General features: G+C 67.3%; 13 protein-coding genes. 4 read left to right on the top strand and 9 right to left on the bottom strand.

The features are described from left to right. Nucleotides 1–55 precede the first annotated feature (55 nt). Nucleotides 56–700, bottom strand: a complete 645-nt coding sequence (locus MBTS_RS10405) for a TetR/AcrR family transcriptional regulator (RefSeq protein WP_192215568.1) — start codon at nt 698–700, stop codon at nt 56–58. Between the two features lie 195 nt (nt 701–895). Between MBTS_RS10405 and zigA the strand changes: the two genes are divergently transcribed. Both zigA and MBTS_RS10415 read left to right on the top strand, forming a co-directional pair. After that, complete coding sequence (zigA, locus tag MBTS_RS10410) at nt 896–2116, top strand: zinc metallochaperone GTPase ZigA (RefSeq protein WP_192215569.1); 1221 nt, start codon at nt 896–898, stop codon at nt 2114–2116. Beyond that, nucleotides 2116–2445, top strand: coding sequence for a hypothetical protein (locus tag MBTS_RS10415; protein ID WP_056144273.1), 330 nt, complete (start codon nt 2116–2118; stop codon nt 2443–2445). The genes zigA and MBTS_RS10415 overlap by 1 nt, the downstream gene beginning before the upstream one ends. Here the strand turns inward: MBTS_RS10415 and MBTS_RS10420 are convergent. From MBTS_RS10420 to MBTS_RS10430, 3 genes are all read right to left on the bottom strand, one after another. After that, a complete protein-coding gene (locus MBTS_RS10420; protein ID WP_373321268.1) occupies nt 2435–2644 on the bottom strand; it encodes a DUF1192 domain-containing protein in 210 nt (69 codons plus the stop codon). The two genes, MBTS_RS10415 and MBTS_RS10420, sit on opposite strands and share 11 nt — an antisense overlap. An 11-nt stretch (nt 2645–2655) precedes the next feature. Beyond that, nucleotides 2656–3570 carry an alpha/beta hydrolase gene (locus tag MBTS_RS10425; protein ID WP_192215570.1) on the bottom strand — a complete coding sequence of 305 codons (915 nt, stop codon included), beginning with the start codon at nt 3568–3570 and terminating at the stop codon, nt 2656–2658. Between the two features lie 82 nt (nt 3571–3652). Then, a complete protein-coding gene (locus tag MBTS_RS10430) occupies nt 3653–4534 on the bottom strand; it encodes a lytic transglycosylase domain-containing protein (protein ID WP_156629525.1) in 882 nt (293 codons plus the stop codon). 113 nt (nt 4535–4647) lie between these two features. Here MBTS_RS10430 and MBTS_RS10435 point away from each other — a divergent pair, with 113 nt between their 5' ends. Further along, the gene (locus tag MBTS_RS10435; RefSeq protein ID WP_056144263.1) at nt 4648–6276 is read left to right on the top strand and encodes an ABC transporter ATP-binding protein; all 1629 of its coding nucleotides are present in this window, start codon (nt 4648–4650) and stop codon (nt 6274–6276) included. A 14-nt stretch (nt 6277–6290) separates the two neighbouring features. Next, on the top strand, nt 6291–7511 hold the full coding sequence (locus MBTS_RS10440) for a phosphopentomutase (protein ID WP_192215571.1): 1221 nt from the start codon (nt 6291–6293) through the stop codon (nt 7509–7511). A 33-nt stretch (nt 7512–7544) separates the two neighbouring features. Here MBTS_RS10440 and MBTS_RS10445 read toward each other — a convergent pair whose 3' ends face one another. From MBTS_RS10445 to MBTS_RS10465, 5 genes are all read right to left on the bottom strand, one after another. Beyond that, entirely contained in the window at nt 7545–7970 is a 426-nt protein-coding gene (locus tag MBTS_RS10445; protein WP_192215572.1) for an acyl-CoA thioesterase, read from the bottom strand. Nucleotides 7971–8100: 130 nt separating this feature from the next. Further along, entirely contained in the window at nt 8101–8625 is a 525-nt protein-coding gene (locus MBTS_RS10450; protein WP_147829007.1) for a hypothetical protein, read from the bottom strand. Between the two features lie 236 nt (nt 8626–8861). Then, the gene (locus MBTS_RS10455; protein ID WP_238253857.1) at nt 8862–10640 is read right to left on the bottom strand and encodes a pyrroloquinoline quinone-dependent dehydrogenase; all 1779 of its coding nucleotides are present in this window, start codon (nt 10638–10640) and stop codon (nt 8862–8864) included. A 35-nt stretch (nt 10641–10675) separates the two neighbouring features. Further along, nucleotides 10676–11236: an ankyrin repeat domain-containing protein gene (locus MBTS_RS10460; RefSeq protein ID WP_192215603.1), complete on the bottom strand. Its 561-nt coding sequence runs from the start codon at nt 11234–11236 to the stop codon at nt 10676–10678. Nucleotides 11237–11265: 29 nt separating this feature from the next. Further along, on the bottom strand, nt 11266–12324 hold the full coding sequence (locus MBTS_RS10465) for an SDR family oxidoreductase (protein WP_192215602.1): 1059 nt from the start codon (nt 12322–12324) through the stop codon (nt 11266–11268). Nucleotides 12325–12408 lie beyond the last annotated feature (84 nt).

A 12408-nucleotide genomic window follows, 5' to 3' on the forward strand; every position in this document is an offset into this window, starting at 1 on the left:
CCACATTTACTTGCGAACGCGACGTGGTGGTTTCAAGGGTCGCTTTCAGAGAGTGTCAGGCCGAGTGTCGGGGGCGTCCCGCGCCATGGACGAGGGCCAGCACGCCGGCACGTAGCATCTCGTATTTGTCCGGCATGCCCGGCCCTTTCGGCAGATGGCCGGAGGCCGAGAGCGTGGCGAGCCCGTGAGAGAGAGCCCAGACTTCCAGGGCGACGAAACGAGGCTCGACTCCGCCGAAGCCATCCGGAAACGTCGATTTCAGCGCTTCGAGCAGAAGGTCGAAGGGGCTGGGCCTCGGCGGGACGTCGGAGGCTGCTTGCTCCGCCGTCATCGGGGCGCCTCGCGTCTCGAAGATGGCGGCATAATAGCCGGGCTCTTCCTCCGCGAAGGCGAGATAGGCCTCCCCCATTCGGGTGAAGCGCTCCAGTGGTGTTCCGCGTGAGGTGAGTGAGCGTGCCAGACGCTCGGCGAGGTCGGTGAAGCCACGGCCGGCCACCTCCTCCAGCAGAGCTTCGCGACCCCGGAAATGGCGATAGAGCGCGGCCGGTGTCACGCCGACGAGGCGTGCCGCATCTACCAGGGTGAAACCGCCCACCCCACGTTCGGCGATGAACCGGCGCGCCGCTTCGATCAGCGCCTCTTTGAGGTTGCCGTGATGGTAGCTTCGCCGGTCTCCCGGTCCTTCTCGCCAGGGTCGCACTGGATTCCATCCTCGGGCGATCGCCGGCCAGCGGCTGCACCTTTGCCGCGACTCTGCCGGGATGGCCCTCCCCTAACACGCGGAGCGCGCTTTTCGACCCTCCTCTGTCTACCCGTGGACAGAGATTTTCGAACGGCGATTGACAAGCACGATCCTACGAAATGTAATGGTATTACATTGCATTTTGGATATCCGATGAGCCAGTGCGATCACCGTCTCCCCGTCACCGTCCTTTCCGGCTTTCTCGGTGCCGGCAAGACGACGCTGTTGAACCACATTCTCAACAACCGCGAGGGGCGACGCGTCGCCGTGATCGTCAACGACATGAGTGAGGTGAATATCGACGCCGCCTTGATCCGCGAGGGCAGCGCCAACCTCTCTCGCACCGACGAACGCCTGGTGGAGATGACCAATGGCTGCATCTGCTGCACCCTGCGGGACGACCTCCTGGCCGAAGTCCGGACGCTGGCGGAGGAAGGGCGGTTCGATTACCTCCTGATCGAAGGCACGGGCATCGCCGAGCCGCTGCCGGTGGCGAGCACCTTCTCCTTCCGCGATGAAGACGGGGCTGCGCTGAGCGATATCGCCCGCCTCGACACCATGGTCACCGTGGTCGACGCGGTGAGTCTCCTGCGCGATTACGGTTCGACGGCGTTCCTGCGCGACCGGGGCCAGACCGCGGGAGAGGAAGATGCCAGGACCCTCGTCGACCTTCTCGTAGAACAGATCGAGTTCGCCGATGTGGTCGTCGTCAACAAGGCGGGTGATGTCGGGGCGGATCAGCTCGCTCTGGTCCGCTCGGTGATACGCGGGCTCAATGCCGATGCCCACATCGTCGAGGCTTCCCATGGCCGCGTCGCGCTCGATCGGGTTCTGGATACCGGCCTGTTCAGCGAAGAGAAGGCGCAGGAGCACCCGCTCTGGTTCAAGGAGCTCTACGGTGCCGCCGAACATGTGCCCGAAACCGAGGAATACGGAATCGGCTCCTTCGTCTACCGCGCCCGCCGTCCCTTCGCCCCCGAGGCGTTCGACGCTTTCACCAAAGCGACATGGCCGGGCCTCATCCGCGCGAAGGGGCATTTCTGGCTGGCGACGCGCCCGGACTGGGTCGGCGAATTCTCCCTCGCGGGTTCCATCGCGCGGGTTTCGCCGATGGGGGCATGGTGGGCCTGCGTGCCGAAGGCGCGCTGGCCGGAGGATGCGGAGTGGCGCAGTCACCTGTCCCGGAACTGGAGCGAGCCCTGGGGCGACCGCCGCCAGGAACTCGTCTTCATCGGGACGGGTCTCGACGAGGAAGCGATCACCGCCGCACTCGATGCCTGCCTGGTCGGTTCCGAGGATGTGACGCGGTTCGATCCGGCGCCGTACCGCGCCCTGCCCGATCCGTTTCCCGCCTGGCAGCGTGCCGCCGCCTGATGGCGTTTCTTTCTTTGAAGGATGCCCGCGCTCGCTCGGCCGCACGCTCTGCCGATGCGGCGAGGCTTAAAGGCGAGCTTCGCCTGGGTCTCGGGCTCGGCGAGGATGACGTCCTTGCCGTCAACGAAATCGCCTGTGGCGAGCCCGGCTGCGCCGATCGCGAGACCATCGTCCTGGTGATGCGGGTCGGCGAGCCGACGCGGGTGCTAAAGATCGCGCGTGGACTCGAGGCGGTCGTGGCCGATGACATCGCCCGGCTGGGGGCGGAAGAGGATGCCATGAGGCGGGAGGGCGCGGCCCCGCCCGGAGCTTCCGCGCCTATAGTTTGAAAATCGAGGATGCCCGGTCCAGGGCAGTCTTCTTGCCCGTTCGGGCCGATTCCAGCCGCTCGATCTCGGCGCGCAGCAGGGCGATCCGCTCGGCGATCTCGTCGAGGGAGAGGGTGTCGAGGCTCTCGCCCATCGTATGGGAGACCGTGCGCTTCGGCCGGTCCGTGTCGTCGTCGCGCATGGCTCGTCCCCCTGTCATCCGGCGCTCTCCTAACGGTCCCACCGCGAGACCGAGCGAACGTGCTGTTGAGTGCCGGCATATTGCTTGAGGAATGTCGTCATTTCCGACAGTTCCGGCGCCTTCGAACGGAAGGTGACCGAGAGGGCTAGAAGCGTGTCGGCATGGTCGAGACCGGGATAGATCCGCTCCTGCACCGGCACGCGCACCGCGCGCAGCCGCGCCGCGAGGCTCTGGGTATTCTGCGGGCGCACGATGGTGTCGTTGTCTCCGCTGGCGAGGAAGGCTGGGGGCGAATGAGGTCCGGCGAAGGTGATCGGCTGCGTCGCCGCCGGATCGGGGGCCTGTCCGAATACGTCCCGCGAGGTGTCCTGGTCGAAAGGATGGAAGTCATAGGGGCCGGATAGACCGGCCACGGCCCGGATCACCTTCGGGTCGACCCCCACCTTGCGCAGGTAGCGCGGATCGAGCCCGAGCATCAGGGCATTGTAGGCCCCGGCCGAATGGCCCGCGAGAACGATGCGGCGCGGGTCGCCGCCATATTCGGCGATGTTGTCGCGGACCCAGGCGATTGCGGCGGCACCGTCATCGAGGAAGTCGGGGAACCGCACTTCCGGGTAGACCCGGTAATCGGGGATGACGGTGATGAAACCCTGGGCCGCCAAGGCCTGACCGACGAATTCGTAATCGTCCTTTGCGCCCGATTTCCACGAGCCGCCATAGAAGAAGACCAAGACCGTCGCATCCGCCGCGCCGCCGACGGGCGTGAAGACATCGAGGCGCTGCCGCGGATGGGTGCCGAAGGCGGCGCTCTTCTGGGCGAGCCGGCCGCCTTGGTCGCGCGGGCCGATGGCATCGAAGAGGGCGAGGGGCGAACAGGCCGTGACCCCGAGGGCGGCCAGTGCGAGGCAGGCGAGAGTGGCGAAGGCGGCGAAGGCGCGGGTCATGCATCTCTCAAACGGGGAAACGAAGACCCGAATGACACGTGCCGCACGGCGGATTCATGACGGGAAGAAGGGTTTTTCGGATTCAGGTGCGCAGCACGATGCAGGCGCCGCCGACCTTGCGGATGCGGCCGCACAAGATATCGCCCGCCGCCCGGCTCTCGGCCGGGATGCGGACCCGGTAGAAGGCGCGCGTGCCGCGACTGCGCAGGCGCGTCCCGATGATCATCGGCCGCACCTCGCCGATCACGCCGGCATAGAGTTTCCGGGTGCGGGAGAAGCTCTGTAGGGCGAGGGATTTCGAGAAATTTCCGGCGAGCTGAATGCCCCAAGGGGCGGCCGGCCCCTCGTTGCCGCCGAGGGCGAAGCGATCGCCGCGTGAGGGTATCCGCAACGCGGCGGTGACCTGCAGGCAGGTCTTCGGCGCTTCCGCCTTCGATGATTCCTTCTTGGGGGCTTCTGCCTCCCCCTCGGCACCGTTGACGGCCGCGCCCCCGCGCCAATCCTCGGCCGGTGCACCGGTGATCGCCATGACATAGGCGCGCGTCTCGGCGGGCAGGCCGCCCGTTCCGGCGAGCCAGCCCGAGACCCGGCCCGCGCCGCCGTTATAGGCCGCGGCCGCGAGGCCGAGATTTCCGAACTGGCGATTGAGATCGGCGAGGAGATGGGCGGCGTGCGGGATCGCCTGTTCGGGATCGAACGGGTCGGTCAGCCCGCGCTCGCGTGCCGTTCCCGGCATGAACTGCGCAACACCCTGCGCGCCCACCGGACTCACGGCCGTGACGCGAAAACTGCTTTCCCGCCAGATCAGCCGTGTCAGGAACGGCACGGGCAAGCCGCGCACCCTGGCCGAATCCTCGATCAGGCGGCAGAGCGCCTGCTCCACGGTCTCCGTCGCCACCTCGGCCGAGGCCGGCGCGGCGGCGAGGAGACAACAGGCGAGGATCAGGCTGCGGAGGGATGTCACGGGGCGTTTGTAATGCGGTCTGGCGCCGGATCAATCGCCGTTCGCCGATCTCATCGCGCCGCGCTATAAGAACCTCGGCTTCCCCAATCCGCGGACCCGGTGCCCTTCCCTCGATGACTGACACGCTGCTCGACGTCCAAGACCTGTCGGTCGCCTTTCGCTCGCGTGAGCGTGAGACGCTGGCGGTGGATCGCGTGAGCTTCACGATTCACAAGGGTGAGACCGTGGCCCTGGTCGGCGAGTCCGGGTCGGGCAAGTCGGTGACGGCCCTGTCGATCCTGCGTCTCCTCGATGGCAGCGCCGTCCATCCCGGCGGTCGCATCCTGTTCAAGGGACGGGACATTCTGGCCTTGCCGGAGCCGGAGCTGCGCAAGATCCGCGGTGCCGACATCACCATGGTGTTCCAGGAGCCGATGACCTCGCTCAATCCGCTGCACACGATCCAGCGGCAGATCGGCGAGGTTCTGGAGATTCATCGCGGCCTGTCCGGCCGCAAGGCCCGTGCCCGTATCCTCGAATTGCTCGAACTCGTCGGCGTCCGCGACGCCGAGCGGCGCATGGGCGCCTATCCGCACGAACTGTCTGGGGGGCAGCGCCAGCGCGTCATGATCGCCATGGCGCTCGCCTGCGAGCCGGACCTGCTGGTGGCGGACGAGCCGACCACCGCCCTCGACGTCACCGTGCAGGCGCAGATCCTGACATTGCTCGCCGACCTACAGAAGCGTCTCGGCATGTCGATGCTGTTCATCACCCACGATCTCGGCATCGTGCAGCGCATCGCCTCGCGGGTCTGCGTGATGCTCGCCGGCCGCATCGTCGAAGCGGGGCCGGTCGACGAGATCTTTGCCAAGCCCAAACACGAATATACCCAGCGCCTGCTCGCCTCGGAGCCGAAGGGGCGTGCGAACCCGGTTGCGGACGACGCTCCGCGCCTACTCGAAGCCGGTCCGCTCAAGGTGTGGTTCCCGGTCCGCGAGGGGCTTCTCCGGCGCACCACTTTCCACGTGAAAGCGGTGGATGGTGTGTCCCTCGCCGTGCGCGAGGGGGAGACGATCGGGATCGTCGGGGAATCCGGATCGGGCAAGACCACTCTGGGGCTCGCCCTGCTGCGCCTCACCGGCAGCGAGGGCCCTATCGTCTTCCTCGGCCAGTCCATCGCCGGGCTCGGCCCCGGACCGATGCGACCGTTCCGCCGCGACATGCAGGTGGTTTTCCAGGATCCCTACGGCTCGCTCTCGCCGCGCATGACGGTGGCCGACATCGTCGCCGAGGGCCTCGTGGTACAGGGGGCGGTGAAGTCGCGGGCAGAGCGTCGCGCCGTGGTCGCCAAGGCGCTCACCGATGTCGGTCTCGATCCGGCGACGATGGATCGTTATCCGCACGAGTTCTCCGGCGGCCAGCGCCAGCGCATCGCCATCGCCCGCGCCATGGTGCTGAAACCCCGCTTCGTCGTCCTCGACGAGCCGACCTCGGCCCTCGACCGGTCGGTTCAGGCGCAGATCGTCACCCTGCTCCGCGACCTTCAGAAAGAGCGCAAGCTCGCCTACCTCTTCATCAGTCACGACCTCAAGGTCGTGCGCGCGTTGGCGAACTACGTGCTGGTGATGCAGAACGGCAAGGTCGTGGAGGAAGGCCCGGCGGAGGCCATCTTCGCCCGGCCGCAGACCGAATACACGAAGGCCCTGTTCGCTGCCGCCTTCGATCTCAACAGCGCCACCACCGAAGACGTGGTCCCGGCCTGAACACGACGGGACCCATGGCGCGCGTCTTTCTCATCGTCCTCGATTCGGTCGGCATCGGCGGAGGGCCGGACGCTGCCCGCTACGGCGACGAGGGCTCGGACACGCTTGGCCATATCGCGGAAGCCTGCACCGCCGGTGTGGGCGATCGCGAGGGCCTGCGAGGCGGCCCCCTCGCTCTGCCGAATTTGACGCGTCTCGGCCTCGGTCTCGCCGCCGAGGGGGCGAGTGGCCGCATCCCGCCCGGGCTCGAGCCATCCGGTCCGGTCGTTGGGGCATACGGCCATGGTATTGAGACCGCGCCCGGCAAGGACACGCCCTCCGGTCATTGGGAGATCGCGGGCGCCCCCGTCACCGAGGAATGGGGCTATTTTCCCGACAGGGTGCCGGCCTTCCCCACTGCCCTCACCCAAACGCTGATCGAACGGGGCGAACTCCCCGGTATCCTCGGCGATTGCCACGCCGCGGGCATCCCCATCGTCGAGTGTCTCGGGGCAGAGCATGTCCGGACGGGCAAGCCGATCTGCTACACCTCGGCCGACAGCGTTTTCCAGATCGCCGCTCACGAGGAGACGTTCGGGCTGGACCGGCTCTACGAGCTCTGTCGGATCGCCCGCGAGATCTGCGACCCCTACCGGATCGGCCGGGTCATCGCCCGCCCCTTCCTCGGCTCGGAGGAAAGTGGTTTCCGGCGCACCGCGAACCGCAAGGATTTTGCCACCCAGCCGCCGGGCGAGACGCTGCTCGACCGCCTGAGCGAGCGGGGACGCGTCGTGGTCAGCGTCGGCAAGATCGGTGACATCTTCGCCCACCGCGCCACGGGCCGCGAGATCAAGGCCGCCGGCAATATTGCCTGCCTCGATGCGGCGCTGGCCGCGTTCCGCACCCTTCCCGAGGGCGGGCTGGTCTTTCTGAACCTGGTCGATTTCGACACGGAATACGGCCACCGCCGCGATGCGCCCGGCTACGCCGCCGAGCTGGAGCGCTTCGATGCGCGCGTGCCCGAGATCCATGCGGTGCTCGCGGAGGGCGATGTCTGCATCGTCACCGCCGACCATGGCAACGACCCGACATGGCCGGGGACGGAGCACACCCGCGAACAGGTGCCGGTCCTGGCCTTCGGTCCCGGTCTTTCCGCCCGGTCACTCGGGCGTAGGGAAACCTTCGCGGATATCGGCGCCTCCATCGCCCGCCATCTCGACGTCGGCGAATTGGGACGCGGCACGTCGTGGTGGTGAGTCGGTCCCTCCCGAGCCGGGTGGAATCGAAACTCAGACCTCCCAGGTCTCTTCCACTTCCGGCGGGATCGGCCTCGGACGGCGGTCGCTGCCGATGGCGACGAAGGTGAACAGGCCTTCCGTCACCTTCATGGTGGTCTCGCCTTCGCGCTCGCGGCGCCAGACCTCGACCTGGATGCGAAGCGAGGTGCGGCCGACCTTCACGATCCAGGCATAGATGCTGACCTCGTCGCCGACGATGACAGGGCGATGGAAGGCCATGGCATCCACGGAGATCGTGGCGCAGCGGCCCCGCGCGCGGCGCGCAGCGACGTTGCCCGCCGCCAGATCCATCTGTCCCATCAGCCATCCGCCGAAAATATCCCCGGCCGGATTGGTGTCCGCGGGCATCGCGATCGTGCGAACTACGGGAGAGCCGCGGTCGGTGGGCTGTCGCGTCTCGGAAACATCGGTCGACATGGGGTGGTGCGGGCTCCCGTGATCTCGGCCGGCCAATGCAAGCGGCACGCCGCCTGTGTCCTCCTGTCACATCCGACCGGCGGCGAACAGGTGAGCCGCTTGAGGGGTGGCGGAGGTCGTCACGCCCTGATCACAGTCCGGACCGTCCTGTTCCTCCCTGCGCCGGCGAAGGCGGGCGCTTGCGCAGAATCACCGCCCCGCCCGCCAGCAGCGCGATGCAGAGCAGGGCGTAGGGCAGGCTCAACAGCAACAGGAAGAAGCCGACGCTCGCTTCATCACCGCTGGCGCCGCCAGGGTTCTGATCGAGAAGCCAGCCCAGGACGCCCGTGACCGCCAGGAGGACGATACCGTTCAGCAGGATGGCACCCCCGACGGCGAGGCAGCCCCAGCCGATGCGTCGACGCTCATCGCCCACGCGGGCAAGGAGGAGCGTCACGGCGATCACCACGGCGGCCTGAAGACCGATGGCGAGGAAAGGCAGCATGTCTAAAGCCGGTCCCGGCCAGGGTATGGCGGCATCCCGCATTCCGGGGTTGGGTCGGACCATCATACCGATGAGGGCGGTCAGGGCGGGGAAGATCACCCCGCCGATCGCCCAGCCCACGAACAGGCCGAAGACGCTACTGATGAGCCAGCGCCGGGTGTTGGGGTTCATGTGATCGCTTCCCGCCATTGGGCAAATGCGCTTCGCCCGGTCATCGCAAGCTGGCGTCCGTCGTACGCCGACCCCTCGATCATGCCGATTCTCGAACCCCTACCACGGTGGTTCGTAGCCTTGCAGGCCAAGCTTGCAGGAGGGAGGTCCGGCACGGAGTCGCCGCGGCCGAATGCGCCACGCTTAAAGGCGATGTGAAGTCCGTCGAGGCAGGCATGCAAAATGACGAGAGCCCGTCAGTCCGGCAGGGCGAACACGACGAGCGCGTCGCCCGTGCCGAAGCCCGAGCCCTTGGTGAAGGAGGCTCCACCGGCCGCCACCGCCACGTATTGCCGGCCCTCCAGCGAATAGGTGATCGGTGGCCCGCCGATCCCGGCGCCGCACTGGAACCGCCACAGCATCTCGCCATTGGCAGAGTCATGGGCGTCGAGATGGCCGTCCTCCTCGCCGGAGAAGACCAAGCCGCCAGCGGTAGCGAGGGTGCCGCCCGAAAGGCGGCTTCCCGCCTTGACCGACCACTTGATCGCGCCGCCCTTGGCGAGATCGACGGCCGTGAGCGTGCTGAAGGAGGGCTCTCCCTTCGCTTCGCTCGTCTCGGTGAAGCGGATCTGCGGCCTGCTATTCGAGGCCGGGACGGTCCTCACCGTATAGGTGGTCGCGCCGTGCCGGACCTGGGCGTAGGCCATGCTCGTCGTCGGATCGAAGGCGACCGGATGCCAGGAGATCGCCCCGAGGGGACCGGGGCTGACCACGGTTCCGGTTTCTGTGGGCGGTGCGTAGAGGTTCTTTTGAGTCGTGAGCGGCGCGGACTTGCCGAGGAGCGTGCCGGTCGCCCGGTCGTGAACGTAGAGCCAGCCGGTCTTGCTCGCCTCGGCCACCGCCTTCACCGGACCCTGCGGCGTCGCGTAATCGAGCAGGAAGGGCGGGCTCGCGACGTCATAGCCCCATTCGTCGTGCGGGACCTGCTGATAGTACCAGCGCAGCGTGCCGGTCTTCACGTCGAGCGCAACGAGGCTCATCGTGTAGAGGTTGTCGCCGGGCCGCGAGAGGCCGAAATTCTGCGGTGCGGGGTTGCCGGTGCCGACATAGATCAGGCCGAGATCGGCATCGTAGGCCGGGGTCATCCAGAGCGAGCCGCCGCCGACCTTCCAGGCCTCCCTCTGCCGGGGGGCGGCCGCCTTCTCGGCGGCGATGTCGCGGTTGAGCGGCACCCCATCGGCGGTCTTCTCGACGAAGCCGCCTTCCCAGCCATCCTCCTTGGTGACGTACCAGCGCCAGCGCTCCTCGCCGGTGGCCGCATCGTAAGCGGCGAGCCAGCCGCGGCGTCCGTAGCCGCCTTCGATCCCGACCACGGCGCCGCCGTCGAGCCCGCCCTTCTCGTCCTCCACGTGGAGGCCGTAACCGGCCCCGGCCACGCCGACGATGACGAGCCCGTCGGCCACGAGGGGCGGCATCTTGAACCCGAGCCGGCTCGAACCCTGGATCGCACCCGCGCCGAGCGTTCCGGCGAGATCGGAGGCGGTTTCGGACTCGCCCTCCTCCGGGCGGACGGCCTCATGGTCCCACAAGACCTTGCCTGTCTTGGCGTCGAGAGCGAGGACCCGCCCGTCCATGGTCGCCTCGAAGACCTTGCCGCCCGAGACCGCGACACCGCGATTCGAGGGCGGGCCGAAGATCTTCTCCGTCCGGGCCTTGTGGGTGTAGGTCCACATCACCCGGCCGGTCTTCGCCTCCAGGGCAGCCACGTGGTTCTGCGTGGTGGAGAGATACATCACGCCGTCCACCACCACCGGCTCGGCCTGGAAGTAGCCGGTGATCCCTGTCTGGAAGATCCAGGCCGGGCGCAGCTTGGCGACGTTGCCTCGGTCTATGACTGTGAGCGGCGAGAAATGCCGGTTGGTATGGTCGCGGCCGAACATCGGCCATTCCTCGGCATGCGCACTTGGAGTGAGCGTCAGCGTGCCGGCCAGCAGGGACAGGGAGGACGCGCGCGCGATCGAAAGCCGAATTGTCATGCCGCTTCGCCCCTGGTGAATCATGAAAACCCGGCTCAATCGATCACGAGTCGGGCGAGTCGTTCGGCGGCCTCGAGCTGAAACGGGGTATCCGCAGCATTCATGGAGCGGGCGAGATCGGCGGCGCTCTGCCCGTTTCCGTCGCGCTTGGTTGGGTCGGCGCCTTTCGACAGGAGCAGTTCCACCATCTCGGTGCGGTTGAACATGGCCGCCGTCATCAGCGCCGTACGCGTACCGGTTCCGGTGCCGTCGATCGTGGCGCCCTTCTCCAGCAGCAACTCTACCAAGGCCATGTCGCCCTTGAAGGCGGCGCCGGCCAGCGGCGTCTGTCCGCGGTCGTTGGAGAGTTCGGGGTCGCCACCGTTGTCGAGGATGAGGCGCGTGGTCTCGACCTGCCCGTTATAGGCGGCCAGCATCAGCAGGCTGTCGCCCTTATCGTTGAGGAGGTTCGCCGGGAGCCCCTGTGCGAACAGTTTTGCCAACTCGTCCACATGCCCCGCCCGCGCGTATTGAAAGACCCGGCCCGCGAAGGCCAGGGTCTCCGAGTCGAGTTCGGGAAGCGCTGGGGTGGGCGAGGCCGGCATTTCAGATTGCATCGTCACTTTCTGTCTCAGTGAATGCTGTCTCAGGGAATGACTTTTTCGGCCCGCAGCCGGCCGAACAGGTCGAGGAAGCTGTCGTCGCTGGGCTGATAATCGAGGAAGCCGAGCCGGCGGCTGCGCGCCATGTCGGTGACAACCTCGATCGGACGGCCGAGATCCGCATCGGTGTGCCATGCGGAGGCGAGACGGTCGAGATCGGACTCGACCAAGCCATGGCGTTTCGCCAGCTCGGCCCAGACCGGCCCGTCCTGCGCCATCTGCTCCTCGAGTGGGGTCGGCGAGCCGGGATAGGGAGCCGGTTCGAGGCCGAACCATTCCGCGATGCGGCCCCACATCCACGACCAGCGGAAGACGTCGCCGTTGACCACGTTGAACGCGGTGTTCGCCGCGGCGGGATCGGTGGAAGCCCAGGCGAGATGACGGGCCAGCAGCCGCGCATCGGTGACGTCGGTCAGGCCGTTCCATTGCTGCGACGAGCCCGGGAACAGGAACGGCCGTCCGGTCTCTCGGCAGAGGGACGCGTAGACGGCCAGCGTCACACCCATGTTCATGGCGTTGCCGAGGGCATAGCCGACGATGGTGTGCGGACGGTGCACGCTCCAGCCGAATCCCTGGCGCTCGGCACCGGCGAAGACCTCATCCTCCTGCACGTAGTAGAAGTTCTCCACCGGCAGGCGGTCCTGGTCCTCGCGGAACGGAGTCTGTGGCAGCGTCCCCTTCCCGTAGGCTTCGAAGGGCCCGAGATAATGCTTGAGGCCGGTCACTAGCGCGACGTGGCGCAGTGGAGCCGCTTGCAGGGCGTCGAGGAGGTTGCGCACCATGGCGCCATTGACGCGGCAATTCTCGGCCTCGGTCGCCTGCCGCATCCAGGTGGTGATGAACACATGCGTCGGCGCGAGGTCCGACAAGGCCGCCCGCAGGGAAGCAGGATCGGTGAGGTCCGCCGTCACCGGGGTCACACCCTCGATATCCACGGGCCGGCGTGCCAGACCCAGGACGTTCCAGCCCTCGGCGACGAGGTGACGGGCGAGGTTGTTGCCGACGATGCCGCTCGCACCGGCGATGAGCGCCGTACCCTTGATCCTGTCCGACATGCTGTCTCCAATAGAGGTGCATTCCTCCTCGGCCCATCCGATGGGGGGACCGGCTAAGGAGGGAATGTGTCT

It is taken from the genome of Methylobacterium bullatum, assembly GCF_014845095.1.
Classification (GTDB): Bacteria; Pseudomonadota; Alphaproteobacteria; order Rhizobiales; family Beijerinckiaceae; genus Methylobacterium; species Methylobacterium bullatum.